At 38.5% G+C, this 16,538-nt stretch carries 8 protein-coding genes; 1 reads left to right on the forward strand and 7 read right to left on the reverse strand.

Annotated features, from left to right (window positions below; genetic code table 11):
* Positions 1 to 194: 194 nt before the first annotated feature.
* From QF042_RS14185 to QF042_RS14200, 4 genes are all read right to left on the reverse strand, one after another.
* Positions 195 to 1,595 (reverse strand): glycoside hydrolase family 140 protein, encoded by a 1,401-nt coding sequence (locus QF042_RS14185; RefSeq protein WP_307529445.1) that lies wholly within the window; start codon positions 1,593 to 1,595, stop codon positions 195 to 197.
* Positions 1,596 to 1,797: 202 nt separating this feature from the next.
* On the reverse strand, positions 1,798 to 4,959 hold the full coding sequence (locus tag QF042_RS14190; RefSeq protein WP_307529447.1) for a DUF6298 domain-containing protein: 3,162 nt from the start codon (positions 4,957 to 4,959) through the stop codon (positions 1,798 to 1,800).
* Positions 4,960 to 5,144: 185 nt separating this feature from the next.
* Entirely contained in the window at positions 5,145 to 6,785 is a 1,641-nt protein-coding gene (locus tag QF042_RS14195) for a polysaccharide lyase (RefSeq protein ID WP_307529450.1), read from the reverse strand.
* A gap of 1 nt (position 6,786) precedes the next feature.
* Positions 6,787 to 8,442: a polysaccharide lyase family 1 protein gene (locus QF042_RS14200; RefSeq protein ID WP_307529452.1), complete on the reverse strand. Its 1,656-nt coding sequence runs from the start codon at positions 8,440 to 8,442 to the stop codon at positions 6,787 to 6,789.
* A 654-nt stretch (positions 8,443 to 9,096) separates the two neighbouring features.
* Here QF042_RS14200 and QF042_RS14205 point away from each other — a divergent pair.
* Positions 9,097 to 9,489 carry a hypothetical protein gene (locus QF042_RS14205; RefSeq protein ID WP_307529454.1) on the forward strand — a complete coding sequence of 131 codons (393 nt, stop codon included), beginning with the start codon at positions 9,097 to 9,099 and terminating at the stop codon, positions 9,487 to 9,489.
* Between the two features lie 220 nt (positions 9,490 to 9,709).
* Here QF042_RS14205 and QF042_RS14210 read toward each other — a convergent pair whose 3' ends face one another.
* The 3 genes from QF042_RS14210 to QF042_RS14220 all read right to left on the reverse strand — a co-directional run bounded on the left by QF042_RS14210 (position 9,710) and on the right by QF042_RS14220 (position 16,523).
* The gene (locus tag QF042_RS14210; RefSeq protein WP_307529456.1) at positions 9,710 to 11,554 is read right to left on the reverse strand and encodes a RagB/SusD family nutrient uptake outer membrane protein; all 1,845 of its coding nucleotides are present in this window, start codon (positions 11,552 to 11,554) and stop codon (positions 9,710 to 9,712) included.
* Between the two features lie 11 nt (positions 11,555 to 11,565).
* Positions 11,566 to 14,814, reverse strand: a complete 3,249-nt coding sequence (locus QF042_RS14215) for a SusC/RagA family TonB-linked outer membrane protein (RefSeq protein ID WP_307529458.1) — start codon at positions 14,812 to 14,814, stop codon at positions 11,566 to 11,568.
* A gap of 719 nt (positions 14,815 to 15,533) precedes the next feature.
* The gene (locus QF042_RS14220) at positions 15,534 to 16,523 is read right to left on the reverse strand and encodes a hypothetical protein (RefSeq protein ID WP_307529460.1); all 990 of its coding nucleotides are present in this window, start codon (positions 16,521 to 16,523) and stop codon (positions 15,534 to 15,536) included.
* Positions 16,524 to 16,538: the final 15 nt, after the last annotated feature.

The following is a 16,538-nucleotide window of genomic DNA, read 5'->3' on the forward strand; positions in this document are numbered from 1 at the left end:
TCTAATCTATCGTCATTTCGACCGAAGTGGAGAAATCTTTTTAACTAGCGGAAAAGATTGCCCTTCGACTACGCTCAGGTGACATTTTTTATCTCTTCAAGGCCGTCTTTTCCGCGAAGGCGGGAACCTTAACAAACAAACAATGGCCAAAGCATTAAGATTCCCAATCAAGTTGGGAATGACGACCTAACTATTTATATCTCCTCCAACACCAACACCCAATCATTTCCATTTGCCGGTTCGCCTGGTGGGTTAAATTCCTTTATGCCTTTATTTTCAAATTCTCCAATTGGCGTAATTTTACTGGTCCTTGGATCAAACCACGATGCTTTTACTTCATCACCATCAATTTTTCCCATCTGTACACTGAAATTTCTGCCTGTATAAGTATAAAGCAAGGCGAACTCTTCGCCTCTTGTAGCAAGAACACGCTCATACTTTTCCCCATTTTTTCCAGCAACCAAAGTCTGATCAGGTACACGGTCGAAGTATGAATGTGAAAGCATTAAATTTTTCAGGTATTGCATCTGTTTTGCTCCGGGGGCATTTATTGCTGTTACCCATTGGTCTTTTGGACCATAAGCAGGTTTTAAATCTGTTTTTTTATACATCTGCATAACCGAATTATGACCGTAGGTATAACCGAAAGCACCCGCAAAAACCGACCAATAACCATATCTTCTCACATCGCTATCTGTCCAGCGTGGTTGTAAAGTGTCGTGCAAACCTTGTGGAATATCCTCGTACGAAGGTTCACCATCAATTGTAGGTTTGGTCGGTTTCAGTTTATAATCGGCTTCGATGTATTTCCAGTTATCTTCTCCATAATGTAATTTCTCATTTTTAGAGGTATCCTGATCATAACGGCGGTGACCAGATTGAACCATGTCGAAATCGCACCATTTTGCATTTTGGAACCATTGTGAAGAAGCAGTTCTGCCTCTTGGATGGAAAGTAATTAAATGATTCGGATCGTTTGCCCTTAAGGTTTCACCAATGGTATTCCAAACGGGGGCACCTTCACTCCCTTTAATATCACCACCATTTAACCAGATGATATTCCATTTTTCTTTATAACGTTTAGCCAAAAATTCGGAATAGGCTTTTGCCTGATCTTTATTCACTTTTTTGGCTTTTACATTTGTACCCCAAACCGGAACTAAAGCCATGTAAAGTCCCTTTTCTGCGGCCTTATCTACAATATAATCTACGTGATCCCAATAATCGTAGGCCAAAGAATCTTTAGGATTGTTGCCTGTTGTAAGCATTGGTTTGGAAACATCAGCATGAACGACCGAAGAATCCAGATACACATTTCTTGATGGCACATCGTGTAATAACATCACCTGAATTACATTAAAACCTTTTTGTTTACGGTCTTCGAGATAGGTATTTGCCTCTTCGCGGGTTAAGCGGCTCAATAAAAGCCAGCCCGTATCGCCAAGCCAAAAGAAAGGTTTACCATCACCCGTGGTTAAATACCGTCCGTTTTCTGAAACCAAAAGACTTTTATCGCCAAAATGAGGTTTTTGTTTACAGCCAAAAGCAAGGCAAGAAAACACAGCAAGCAGGAATATTTTTAATTTAAGATTCATATTCAGTTTAATATATTTACAAATGTTGGTGGGTGTATACACCCACCAATAAAAAACGTGCTGTCATGCTGAGGTACAAAGCATCTCTTACCTATTCTATACAGCTTATGTTTGCTCACTTCCGTTTTTGATGGTGGTTTATTAACGTTTTGTTTCCATCGCTTGAAGATTCTTCCCTGCGCTCAGAATGCAAAACCCACTTTTATATTTTATTTACAACGATAACTTCATCTCCTGAAGCTACTTTATTCAGTTTTACAATTGCACTGGCGTTAATTTTCTCTTCCTTTAGCACTTTCCCGGTTCTAGCATTCAGCACTTTCACATTGAATTTTCCTGTGATCTTGTTTAAATCAAGATTAATCGCTTCTGCAGAAGCATTATATAAAATGTAAGCTTTGCCTGCGTTTTCCAGCCCGTATTGTTTAACTGATTTACCTGCCGGAAGAAAAGGTTTCATAGCAGATGCAGCAGTAAGAACTGTTTTATCTATTTCATTAACATTTGATAAAGAACCGCCAGCCATTAAAATTGCCCATCCGAAACTATCAAAGCTATCGCCCGAATACATCACTGCTTTCTCAGGGAATTTGTTTTTATATTCAGAAACAGCATGATAAACTTCTTCGAAAGAGGTTTTCTTTGGTTTTAACAAGCGAGCGTGCTGACGGGGGGCTAAACTTAAGCCACCTTGAGGCGCATAAGCTGTTCCATCGGCCTGATAATGCCAATACCTGATATCAATTAGGTTAATCACACTGGCACGTTCCGGATCGGCTAAAATGGCATCCTGAACATCTTTAGTTACACTTAAACCGATGATGGGATGTTTGCCGGTTTCTTTTTCCCATTCTTTAATCGTATCAATCCAGAATTGCACAAAATGTAATGGACCGGTAAATTCGGCACCAATTAATTGGATAACGCCAGTGTTTCCATCAAAATTCTCTAAACATTTTCTGATGTAAGCCCTATGAATCGCTTTACGATGTTCGTTTGTAATGTCGTAAAACTGCTCGGCCATAAAAATGCGTTTATCGCCAGCATAAGGAACAGGTTCGGGAAAACCCGTGTTGTTGATATTGTTTGCGGTACGCCAGGGAAAATCGGCATAATGTGCACCAGCTTCGATAATATTATGCTGAAAATAATTTTCATGGATTAAAACCAGGCCCTTTTGATCGGCAAGATCGACGAATTGCTTTAACCGGTCCCAATACCAAAGATTGTATTTGGTGATATCGTATTTGCTTAAACCATCCCAGGCTTTATCCTGCCCGCTACGGGCAAAAGGCAGTTCGTAAAAAGGTGCCCAAACATCGCCATCCATGCGGCGGATACGCTCGTGATCATCTCTCCTTCTGTCATACCAAAGGCCGTAATTGTGATCAAGCACTTTAACCGAACCGTTTTTCATGGCATCAGTAATCGAATCCAAATCATCTGTTAAGCCATTTCCCGAACGGCCAGGTACAAAACGCGTAATATGGAACTTCGTATTTTTTAATCCATGAGGTCGGGCACTTCCATTCCACCAAGGTACATCCTGACGATTACCCACCACAATTTCATTGCCACGCACTAACCAGCCATTTTTAATTGTCATGGCATCTGCAATTGCAGGTTGAACAACTTTATCTAAACCAATTTTATCTATGCTCTTTGCCGAACCGGCATCTGTCGGGATTTTATTCCTGTCAGATGCTGCATCAATATATTCTGAAACGGTTAAAGCAGATTTGTAGGCCAGCTTCGTCAGTTTTAGCGCCACATCAACAGGTGGACTACTCGAAGCTTCTGTTTCTACCGGAAGAACAAAATTCCGTTCCTCTACTTCATTACCCAATCTATCTTTCAACTGCGCATAATATAAACTACGTGGTTGAATTTGCTCATTCGACATATCCCAGTAACCATTTCCAGAAAATTGTGCCCATGTTCCGAACGCCCAATTTTGAGCTGTTGGGGGCTGAAAATTATCAACCCTCGCCGCACTACACTGCCAGAATACACTGTTTGCAGCGCTCCACCCTGCACCCTGGCCATCCTGTCCGCGGTTTAAATAACTTAAAGCCTGTCCATCAATGTTTACGATATCGAATAACACACCAGATGCCCAGCTATCAATTGCGCCGCTAAAACTAAAAGGCAAATACGACTGGCATTGAACAAAAACATTGGGTCCGGGTGCACAAAAACCCACAGCAAAATCATGGTAACCATATTCTGAGTAAAGCCTTTGGAAAAGTGTTTGTTGACCTGTGGTTAAAAATGTAAAACGGCGCTCACCACCAATTTCAGAAACTGGGGCAAGCGATTTACAATCTTCAACTGTTATTCTTTTTGCAGTTTCGAGTACATTAACGGCAGCGCCTGCGAAATGCTCAAAAACCACCTGGCGAACCCATGCATCCTGCACATTCTCTAAACAGATGGCTGTCCAGCGGTGGTATTCATCTTTAATATTTTCTTTATGATAATCGGATTCGATTTTTAGATTCTCAACGCCTGACTGTGTAATTCTGCCCTCCCATTTGTATTTTGAAATGGTAGCACCTCCAAACCTGGAATCCAAAGCTGTTGTAATTGGCGCGTCGAAAGTGATGGTATTGCCGTTTATTGCGGTAATTTTTCTATCCCAATGAATATCTCTTGTTCCCGGTTTCCAACCCAAAGCGCTTTCACCTCCACCAAACTCTACAGTTTTCAGGGTTTCAATCCATTCTTTGGTTGAAGGACGATGGATCAAAATCTGATCGCCAACTTTTAATCCGCTGGCATTGGTTAAGGTTATTTTATTCGCATTTACGGGCACATAAGTGTCAGTAATGGCAATAGGCTGTTCCTCAACCTTGTTCTTTTGACCTAAAATCCTGATTACACCAATACGGTCTAAACCTGTAGCGAAAATTTTAGTGCCATTTTCGTCCATTCCACTTCCACGAAGCACTACTCCAGACGCTGATAACCGCAATGTTCCGGCGACTTCATATGTGCCTTTTTCTAATAAAACCGCACCACGTAAACCATCTTTTCCAAGGGGTAATTTCGAGACATAATTAATAGCCGATTGAATCCTTAATGTAGCATCGCCCGTTGAAACCGGAACAACTACCTTTATTGTTGCATTGGGAATGGCTTTTTCGCCAGCCATGTAGCCAGCATAAGAAAAATCGGGAATCCGGTTCCCATCTGCATCAGGTGTATAGGCCATTTTCCCATCCTTTCCTTTAAAGATCGGCTTTGGCGGCTCAACAGGCTTTGTTTTTTGTGCAAAAGAAAAGTTAGTCACTAAAAGAGCAATTACCAAAATTGGTAAGGTCTTCAGTCGCATGGCTTTTAATATGTGGTTAGTTTTTGGCATATTTTAATTTTTTGACCACAAAGGCATTAAGGATTCCCCCTCTTGATCGTCATTTCGAGCGGAGTGCAACGCAGTCGAGAAATCTGTCTTGATAGATCTCTCTCCCGAAAGTTCGGGACTGTGCTTCAGTCGAGATGACGATTTCGATAGAAGATGCCCGGCCTTTCAGCTTTAGTCTTTCTTCTTTAACCTTTCGAAGGTCTAACTTTATTCACATCAACCAAACTATTTAAATAAACTTCGATATTGGCATAACCTGATTTCGACGTCTTTGTGGCGTCTTTAGCATCTTTAGGGTTAAGTCCGTTTTTGGTTTCCCAGCTATCCGGTATTCCGTCCCCATCTGTATCTAAATAGGGTTTCCCTTTATATTCAGGATAACCACCCACTTGTGCAATATCAGAAATGATTCCTTTTTTATATGAATCGGCAGGTAAACGGCGTTTTACATAACTTTGTTTAGCAGGCAATTTACCATCTTCAATATGCTCAATTTTACCGGTGCTAACCTGTTTAATCATTCGTTGATCAACAGCATCGCGAACGGGTAAAGATGCACCTGCATTAGCCAGCACATAATCATAAGCTTTTTTGGTATCGATGATGGAGATTTTAGCCATAGGCAAAGGTTTATCTACTTTTATCGAATCTAATAGTTTTTGTTTATCTCTTTTGCTTTCAGGTTGAACGCCACCATCCCAATTATTTTTAGTTACTTTTTCATTTCCTTCAATAATGTTTCCCGTTACATAAGCTTTACCAAATTCATTCGAAAACTTTTTATCCCTACCCGACTCTGGCTTTAAGATACGATAAGAAATTGGTTCGCCTGCAGGTGTAATTGGCCCTGGTTTATAATAGTTATTAATGAAACTATAAAAAGAGGCATTATCGCCGCCATCGGCACTTCTGTTCCACCAGTTGAAGATCACGTTATTGGCAAAACCAAAATCGCCGTACATGCCCACAGATGGATTGCGACTTATGTTTGATGCCCAAAGGTTACGGACGAAAGTTGAATTTAGGCCTCCAATGGTGCTACCGAAAGCATGGTTATAGGTATCCAAAGCCTCAGAAAAGATTGAATTTTGAATGGTCACGTTTACCGTTGGTAATTTCTCCGGTTTAGAGCCGTCTTTTTTATCATAAACATGGCGATAGATAGACATGTTTTCATCTAAGCCCCAACTGGCCGAAACGTGGTCGATAATGATGTTTCCGACAGGATTTCCGCCAATGGCATCATCTCTACGGGTAACATCAGTTGCACCACGACGGAAACGCATATAACGGATGATCACATCATGTGTATTAATCCAAACTGATTCGCCAGCCACACAAACCCCGTCGCCTGGTGCACTTTGACCAGCAATTGTGATATAAGGTGCACGGATAATCAGCGGTGTTTTTAATCTGATAATGCCTGAAACGTTAAAAACGATAATTCTTGCTCCACCTTGTTCGCAAGCCTCACGTAATGTTCCGGCACCAGAATCTTCAAGACTGGTTACTACATAAACTTTCCCACCCCGGCCTCCAAAAGAATAAGCACCGCCACCTTCGGCACCAGGAAAGGCCACTGTTTTAGCCTGTGGTAAATCACCTGGTTTAGCTGCCCATGGAATATAAGGTTTGCCATGTTTTGCCTCTTCATCTACAATGTGTTTTACTTTTAAAAATTGCAGTTCCGATTTTTCTTCAATGCTTTTTAAAAGTGAATCGGCTTTCTTTTCCATTGTTTCAGGGATAACAGGATACTGTGCAAAAGCAACATTTCCAATACCGCATAAAGCAATTATGCTAAAAATTGAGTTCCGGGTGCGCATATTAGCTAGGTTTTACAATTGAAACTGGAACCACACTATTTAAATATACTTCGATGTTCGAATAACCACTTTTAGTGATTTTTGCTGCATCAGATGCATCTTTAGGGTTCAAGCCATTTTTCAGTTCATACGCATCTGGCATGCCGTCATCGTCACTATCTTTATATGGCGTTCCTTTATATTCCGGATAACCTCCAACCTGAGAAACTTCTGTAATGATACCTTGCTTGTAAGAATCGCCAGGTAATCTGCGGTGTTCGAATTGAAATGCAGATGGTTTAGCGTTAGGATGAACTTCAATTTTTCCGGTGGCTACCTGTTTAATTACACGGGTATCAACCGGATCTCTTTTTGGTAAGGTTGCACCCGCATTTGCCAATACATACGCTTTTGCTTGTAAGGTTGGTATGATGCTGATTTTCGGCATCGGGAATGGATCTTTTGCTTTCATCGCCGCAAAATATTTACTTGCAGCTTCAAACGACATGAGGCTCCCTTTTTTATCTTCTAACTGCACGCCCCCATCCCAGTTGTCTTTAGTTACTTTTTCGTTGCCATCGATGATATTCCCTGCCACATAAGCACGTCCGAAAACAACATAAGGTAATTTACTGCGGCCAGATTCTGGTTTTAAGATGCGATAACTGATGGGATCTTTTAATTCAGTAACCGGACCTGGTTTGTAGTAGTTGTTGATGATATTAAATTGTGCGGTATAATCTCCACCATCTGTAGAGCGGTTGTTCCAGTTAAACACCACGTTATTAGCGAAGTTAAAAATGCCGTTCCATCCTATTGATGGGTTACGGGCACCGTTATCGGCCCAAAGGTTACGCACAAAGGCGCAGTTTTCGCCACCTAAGGTACTGCCAAAAGCATGGTTCCAATAATCTAAAGCTTCAGAAAATATAGAGTTTTGTATAGTGATGTTAACCGTTCCTAATTTTTCTTCGGTTTTACCAGTACTATCGTTATACATGTGGCGGTACATCGACATATTTTCATCTAAACCCCAACTTGCCGAAACGTGGTCAATCATGATGTTTCCAACCGGATTTCCACCAATGGCATCATCGCGACGACCCACAAAAGTTTCACCTCTTCTGAAACGCATAAAACGAACAATCACATCATGTGTATTTAACCAAACCGATTCGCCAGCTACACAAACACCGTCACCAGGTGCGGTTTGGCCTGCAATGGTAATATAAGGGGCACGGATGATTAATGGTGTTTTTAATCTGATGATTCCGGCAACATTGAAAACAACAATCCTGGCCCCACCTTGTTCACAGGCATCACGTAAAGAGCCAGGACCACTATCGTTTAAATTTTTAACAACAATTACTCTACCACCGTGACCACCAAAACTATATGCACCACCGCCTTCTGCGCCAGGAAATGCTAATAATTTAGATTGAGGCAGATCGGTAGGCCTACCCGCCCAAGGAATGTATGGCTTGCCCTCACCCGCTTCTTTTGCGATAATAGGCTTGGCCTTTTCCCAGGCTATATCAGACTGGTGATAAGCTTCTTTCATCATCGAATCGGAAGATTTTTTGATGTTGGCCGGAATATTCGGGTATTGGGCAAATGTATAATTTGCGGAGAAAATTAATGCTGTTGTACACAACAAATTTAAAAAATTCTTTTTCATTTGTGTTTGCTCGTTGGGAAGAGAAAAGAAGTTACGAATTATTTGATCAGCGAAAAAAAACTAATCGTTTATGTTGAAATTCATGGCTCATTTCTTTGTCTATCCTTGTAAATAATTTTGGTTAGAAAGTATATTATCTTTCAAATTTGCATGCAAAAAGCGGCTATTTAATGTATAATTTTGGCTAGGTATTGTACCATCTTATCAATTGGTAAAAATGCCTGTAACAAATTAAATTCATTCTCGCAGCCATGGTACAAGATAGCAATAAAATTCATATATAAATGTAACATTCTTAAATAAAAAAACTGAAACAAATTAATGTTCCCTTTCCAAAAACCAAATATAAAAAATGAGAGGTTTTTAAGAATTTGAATTGTTTTTATTTAGGGGATTGTAAGGCCGCTTAAAATCGGCTGGGTGTAAATCTTTTAAATCCTCACACAGCATCGACTAAGGTAAACCGCCAAGAATTGCAATAAACCATTTTTAACTAACAAATGTGGAATAAGTATATTTTCGAAGAGGTCTATTATAATAGACACAATATTATGGATAATATTCTACATCATGCCGATAAAATAATATATCAAAACGCTTCAGTTAGTCCGTAACTTTAAATCAGTCCAAATTTTTAACTAAAATCAGTATATTATGAAAACAAAAAAAATTATGATGTTCAGCGGAATTTTATGCTTCTTTTTACTCACAGGATTAACGAGAGCTGTAGCGCAGGATGTTGAAGTGCCGATCTATTTGCCTTATAGCGGCAATTATAATGATTGGTACATCACCTTTACCAAAGTAGGAACTACAGAGTCCTATTATTTTCATACCGACGATGATACTTTTGAATCCAAAGTTCTTGGTACACTGCCAGCGGGTAACTATGATATTGAATTTCAAAGCTCTCATTTCCCTAATGGATTTGATTTTGGGATTTGGGGGAATGAAACCTATTCTTTTAAAATCAGAAGTGATGGTTTTATTTGGTATGGAGTAACAATCGATCAGTATACCTCTATGGCTATTGATGAAGGCTATTAAATAACCTTCATTTAATTTAAAGAAGCCATCTCATAAATCAATTATGAGATGGTTTTTATTTATGCTTTATTTGTTCAGCTAATTTGAAGATTTACATGTATCAACTTATTTTAGGACAGAATACTTTCCAAATAAAAAAGGGGACAATTGTCCCCTTTTTCAAACCAAATATATTGTAAAATTGTGGCGGTAATAAGCCGCCATTAAGGATCTTTGCTAACTATTTTAACGGATCGAATGGCCCACCCCAAGTGTTATTTTGTTTTAGATTAACATTGTTTTGAAGTGATACCGTAGGGATACCAAAAAAGTAGGTTGCTGGCTGATAAGCAATATTATAAGTGTCCTGGCTTTTTGTTTTAACAGTAAAACTTGCAGCGTATAACGCATCTAAGTCTGTATTGGCTGACGCATCTCTTGTACCAGTTATATAGTCGGTATATGCTAGGGTATTCTTCAAAGTTATTGTGATACCCATTCTCCTTTTACCGTTTAACGTACTTTCTAATAGTTTGCGCCGACGTAAATCCCAAAAACGTTTTCCTTCAAAAGCCAACTCTATTTGTCTTTCTTTCATTACGGTATTTACTAATTGAATGCTATTCATTCCTGCAGATAAACCATATAAACCATCAGTGCCAGGCTCAATTCCTGCTCTTTTTCTAATATTGATCAAATTAGCATATGCCTCTTGTGATTGTCCTGTATTACCGATCTCAGCAGCACATTCTGCTTGATTAAGCAAAACCTCAGCATAACGTATTTCTAACCAATCAGTTCCTGCATTTATAAAATTCGCTAAAGTTAAAGCTGGATCGATTCCTTTTCTCAAGTATAAGCCACTACCAGTTGCCGCACTCTCAGTTGAAGCCAATTCTTCTTTTTTTGTTGTAGCATTTAATCTTGTAAAATAGTAAGTCCATAAACGATAGGCAGGATTTCCGGCTAGCGGCCAATTACAACCATTATAAGCTATGGTTTGATCAAATCTTGGATCGCGGTTTTTGTAAAATGTTGCAGTACTGTAAGCATACTTTGAAGTTAGGGTATCCTTACCATCTTTCATAGGAAAAGCTCTTGCCATATCCCATGTAGGTAAATTTGATCCACCTGTTGTACCAATATACTTCGGAACGCTGGCGTTGGGATAAGAGTTGTTATTTTGTCCAATATCTGTTGTTCCGGTATTGTAGAGTGTTGCAAGAACAGCTTCAGGATTGCGGGGGCGACTTCCTCCATTAGATCCTTCGGTGGTCCACATGGTTGCATCAAATTTCGCATATAAACCAAATCCATTGGCAGACAAAGTATTTATGGCATCTGTGTTAGCTTTGTATGCATTTTGCCACCTCAAGCCATCGTTAGCCGGATTAAATTGTGGACTCGCAAAAGTCAACAAAACCCTTCCTTTATATGCTTGGGCAGCCCCTTTTGTGATACGTCCATAATCATCATTTTTTGGCCAGGTAATCGGTAAATATTTAATACAGGTATCTAAATCACTTGAAATCTGTGCAAAGGTTTCGGTTGTTGAACTTCTGGGAATCAGCGCTGCTTTTTTAGCATCCTCGCCAACAGCATCCAATGGTATTAAAACCAATGGTACTCCACCGTAAAGTTTTACCAATTCGAAATACCTGAATGCTCTCCAAAAATAAGCTTGTGCAATAAATCTCTTTTTTACAGCAGGATCCATTGTGCCAGCATTAACATCCCTGATAAACATATTAATGCTTCTGATCTTAAAGTAGTTACCAGCAGTATTGCTAGCTCCCAAATCGGTAACCGATTCTGATGTGGCTGTTCCTTTAACAAATACGTTATCTCCAAATTGCTCATCAGATAAACTACTTACCGAAGCACTTAAGCCACCTACGTTACCAAACCAGGAAGGCTGATTTTGGCTGTAAATATAATCAATGCTTAATTTTGTGGTGGTAGAATCATTATATACCTGATCAGCTGTAAAACTTCCCAGATCTTGTTTTTCAAGAACCTTTTTACAACTTGTAAACATCAATGATGCTGTACAAAAACTTATAATTATAATATAATACTTTTTCATAATAATAGATATTAGAGTCCAACATTTAAACCGAATGAATATGTTTTCAAAGTTGGATATGTTCCTAACTGACTTTGAAAATCTCTGTATTTGCCTGGGAATGGATTAATAAATTGAACCGGATTTGTTGCCTGTGCAAAAACCCTAATACTACCGATTCCAATTTTTTCAGTCCATTTTGTAGGTATTGAATAACTTAAATTAGCATTTGTAACATTGAACTGTGTTGCAGATACCAGCCAAAAATCACTGGTCTCGTAAATGCTAGAGAAATATGGGTTTGGATACTGTGCACCTGTATTGTTTTTTGTCCAATGATCTGCCCAGTACGATGCTCTGTTGTCATAAACAGAAGCCCCTGTTCCGCTCGGTTTTAAGCCGCCGATACTTGTTTTTCCACCCCATGAAATACCCATAACAACATTTAAGCTTAAACCTGAGTATCCCACATTAAAATTTAAACCTAAGTTATTATGGTTATTCTGTCTATCGGTAACATAGGTTTTATCCTTAACATCAATTACACCATCACCATTTACGTCTTCATAATTGATCATTCCTGGTTGTAACGGGTTATCTAAAATTTTAATTTTGGTTTTATCACCAGCTACAGCCGATTTATTTAACCTATCAGCTATTATTGCATTGGCTTCATCTTGTGTCCTAATAATGCCCAAAGATTTATAACCAAATAATCCAAGATCACTTGATTTTCCGGTTAAATCTTCAAGTGTTCCTACAATACCAGAGGCTACGTCAATCTTGATGTTTTTATTATCACTCCATGAGTAAAACGGAGAAAACCCATAACTAACTTTTCCAATTTTATCTCTCCAGCTTGCACTAATTTCATAACCAAACATATTTGCAGCAGCAAAATTCTCCGTTGGTACGGCCGCACCAATTGTAGCAGGAACGGATGAACTAAGTGTTGTTAACAAACCATAGCCGTGTGTCCAGAAATATTCTGCTGTAACCGTTAATTTGTTCTTAAGGAAACCCATATCAACTCCGTAATTGGTCTTAAAATATTTATCCCATATTACATTCATGTTTGGAATGGCAATATTCGATTTAATTGCAATACTTCTATCGATTTCATTAAATACGGCACCGCCACTGCTTCCAGTACCCAGATTATAAGAGGCTAAATATTGATAAGCTTTGGTTGCGTCGGTTCCTGTTAACCCTGCAGATGCCCTAAATTTTAATAAATCCATCCACTTAACATTATCTTTAAAGAATTTTTCTTGAGATACTACCCAACCCAATGATGCAGCTGGGAAACCTCCCCAGTTATTGCCAGGGGCAAATCTTGAACTACCATCTCTACGATAAACCAGTTGTAATAAGTATTTATTATCATAATCGTAATTTAAACGGGTAATAAGCGACTGAAAGCCTGTTTCGCTCACCTGGCCCGACTGGGTTGATGTCTGTGTTCCTACCGTAAATGTTTGATAAGGTAATCCTCCGGCAACAACACCTTCTGTCATTGCTGCAACTCCTTCTAACGCACTTTCCCTTTGTTCAACCAATGCGAGTGCGCTAATATTATGTTTACCGAAAGATCTGTTATAGTTTAACCCTGCATTTAACTGGTAAGCATCTGTAAAACTAGGATTTAATCTAATCCTATCCCCATTTTTGATCGCATACACTCCTAAAAGGGCACCACCTGGAATATGATTGTTATCGCCGGTACCTGCGTATTTATAATAATTAAAGGTAGTTCCGAATTGCTTAGTATTGGCACTATTGATATTTTTATTGAATGTAGCTGTTGCTGTCAGGCCTTTTACTCCAGGAATTTCGTACGTAATTTTACCCAGCATATTCATAACATAAGTTTTGCCACCTGTAAAATTATCGGAATTTTGAATTAAGAAAAAGTTTACATTTTCTAAGCCTCCCGTATTGCTAGCGCCAAGTACAACAGGATTACCATTAATAAAATATTCAGACCATGGATTAACATTCTGCAATGTAGCCACATCATTATCTAAACTCTCTGAGGTGCTGTTTAATTTATAGTAATAACTCTTGGTATAAGAAACATCCCCGCTCATCGATGCTGAAACAGAAAGGCCTTTAGCTAATTTAGCATCAATACTGGCCCTTAAACCATATTTATAAGAGTTAACACCTTTAAAATTAGAGTTTTGAGTAGTGTAATTTGCACCAACAAAATAGGTTACTTTATCACTACCACCACTAATATTAAGTGCTTGCCTGTAAATATTGGACGTTTGAAATGCTTCAGCTAGCCAATTGTGGTTGTTAGCAGAAAAGTAAGAAAGTTCATCAGGTGTATACCACTGTGTTTCTCTTGTAGTGGCAGTTACACCGTTGGTTACTTTAAAACCATCAGCATTAATAAAATTGTTCACTTCAGTACCAGCTATTGTTTGCTGGTAAACCGAAGTATTTAAATAATCATTAACAAAATTGCCCAATTCTACACCCGACATCATCTGTGGAAGTTTTGTAGCGTTTGAAAGACCAACAGAACTGCTGAAACTAATTCGCGGAGCACCTTGTTTACCACGTTTGGTACGAACTATCACAACGCCATTAGCACCAGAAACACCATAAATTGCAGCTTCGGCATCTTTTAAAATGGAAACGCTTTCTACCGTACTTTGATCTAATAAATCAAAATCTGCTTGTGTTCTAATAATATCGTCGATTACAAATATTGGGTTCGTTCCTTGTTGACTGTCTTTTGAATACACCACAGGGTTACGAATGGTGATGGTTGTACCTTGACCTGGACGCTGCGTACCTCCCGAAACAGCTAAACCCGGCGCGGTGCCACGTAGCGCCGCACTCAAAGATAAGGCTGGTACATCCTCTACCTGTTTTAAGTCTAAGGCAGAAACAGCTCCCGTTAATGTTGCTTTCTTCTGTGTACCATAGCCCACTACTACTACATCTTCTAAGCTTTTATTATCAGATACCAATTTTACATTAATAGTAGTTTGTGTGCCTACAGGAATGGTTTGTCGGGCATAACCGATGTACGAAAACACAAGCACATCGCTGTTTGATTTTACCTGTATGGTGTAAACGCCATCTGAGTTTGTACTCACATTGCTTGGCACACCTTTTAGACTTACATTTACTCCGGGAATTCCCTGCCCATCGGCCTGATCGATAACCTTACCTGTAATCTTTCGGTCTTGAGCAAAAAGGATTGTACTTGCCAGTAGCATCAATAGCAAGGACAAAGAAATTTTGCGTAAAAATTTTAAGTTCATCTTATTATTTGGTTAGTTTTTAATTCTATTTAAGCAGGTTTATAGCTACTTTTTTAATATTATAATTCCATTCTTGAGGATCTGAACATCCTTAATCAAAGGTTTATTGCACCTCAATTTTAAACTTTATATGGGGAGAGGGTTAATGAGTTGAAATTATTATTTACTATATATTATTTCTCCTGAAGCAACCTTATAAGCTTTCCAGAAAAAAAAATGAAAATAACATGCGGTGATTTGGCTCATTCTTTATTTTGATCTCAATAATTAGTGTGGTTAGAAAGTATATTATAATTCAAAATTGCACGCAAAACATCACTATTTTATGTATAATTTTCTCCGGGTATTGTAGTATATTATCATTTGGCAAAAATGCTTGTAACAAATTAAACTGATTAGGTTAACCAATATACAAGGTAGATATTAAATTCATATATAAATACAATATTTAAATAAAAAATATATTAACATTGAATTTTAACAATTTTAAACTTCAAAAACGTTGTTTTGACGCTTATTTTAAAGCTTTTGTAAGAAAATATTTACAAAAGAAAATAGGTTATGTATCATAAATATGGATATGTCATCCTGAGGGATAATTTATTTATAAAATAAAGTTAATTGCCTCTCTCCTATAACAAAAAAGAGAGCCATAAGCTCTCTCCTTTCCAAACCAAAATATAAAATTGCTGCGGTGATACTCCGCTGACTAAAGCATTTTACCGCTGAATTTTAATGCTGACATTGATGTAAGGCCTTTTCTGCAAGTCGGAAGTAGCTGCATTAACATACAACATGCCATATTTGCCTTCTGGCGTAAGAAAAAACACAGCATTACCTGCCGCCAAACCGTTAGCTGGAAGGGTCTGAGTAGTTTCGTTAAAAGTAATTGCTCTTGCTTTAGCCAAAGTCTCTAAAGAAGAGCCGGAAATTGCCGTAGTCAGAAATGCATTGGCTTGTCCGGTAACAGGCTGACTAAATTTAGTTGTTCTTTTAGGACTAAAGCCACTAATGTTGTAAACAGTTAATGGATTAGTAGCAACACTTGGAGAATATAAATTAACTACCCAGGTTGGCGTCTGAACTGTAGTATTGGAACCTGGTTTTCTATATATACCAAAATCTATTTTCCCAGCATTAGCTGATGCATTTGTGTAACTAAAACCTGTAGCGTCAGTAAGTGATAAGAAGCTTGGTAAAGATTTTGCAACGGTATCCGGCAAATAAATATCTCTGTTAGCATAAATCATAAAACTTGGATTTACATCAACTGTTACTTTTTTATATCCATCACCAATGAACACTCCCTTTTCATTTAACGCACAGATACGATAGCTTTGTTTACCATCACGAAGTGCAGCTGCTGGAAAGAGAGCGGTATTTGGAAGTTTAATAATTGCTGAAAAACTTCTGCGTTGGGTAGGATCGGTTATGGCAATCGTATAACGTGTAGCCTGAGCTGTACCTGCTGAAACCTCAAACACGTAAGAATACATATCCTCTTTAGCAGAGTTTATAGTAAAATCAATCCATACCTCTTCTTTATCGTTAATTACTTTATAATCAGTAACACAACGAGGATCGCTATTGTTGAAAGTTACGGTTACGTCTTCGAACATGTTAAAGATGTTCGCCGATTCTTTTTTACAAGAAGCGAAAAGAATGAAGGATAACCCGATGAGTAACTTATTAATATATCTAGTTTTCATTATTTTAATTTTTAA

Source organism: Pedobacter sp. W3I1 (assembly GCF_030816015.1).
GTDB lineage: Bacteria > Bacteroidota > Bacteroidia > Sphingobacteriales > Sphingobacteriaceae > Pedobacter.

Bases quoted from the DNA above. Each gene is read 5' to 3' on its own strand.
- QF042_RS14200 (WP_307529452.1), bottom strand. From the start codon at position 8,442: ATGAAAAAGAATTTTTTAAATTTGTTGTGTACAACAGCATTAATTTTC.
- QF042_RS14190 (WP_307529447.1), bottom strand. From the start codon at position 4,959: ATGCCAAAAACTAACCACATATTAAAAGCCATGCGACTGAAGACCTTA.
- QF042_RS14185 (WP_307529445.1), bottom strand. From the start codon at position 1,595: ATGAATCTTAAATTAAAAATATTCCTGCTTGCTGTGTTTTCTTGCCTT.
- QF042_RS14210 (WP_307529456.1), bottom strand. From the start codon at position 11,554: ATGAAAAAGTATTATATTATAATTATAAGTTTTTGTACAGCATCATTG.
- QF042_RS14220 (WP_307529460.1), bottom strand. From the start codon at position 16,523: ATGAAAACTAGATATATTAATAAGTTACTCATCGGGTTATCCTTCATT.
- QF042_RS14195 (WP_307529450.1), bottom strand. From the start codon at position 6,785: ATGCGCACCCGGAACTCAATTTTTAGCATAATTGCTTTATGCGGTATT.
- QF042_RS14215 (WP_307529458.1), bottom strand. From the start codon at position 14,814: ATGAACTTAAAATTTTTACGCAAAATTTCTTTGTCCTTGCTATTGATG.
- QF042_RS14205 (WP_307529454.1), top strand. From the start codon at position 9,097: ATGAAAACAAAAAAAATTATGATGTTCAGCGGAATTTTATGCTTCTTT.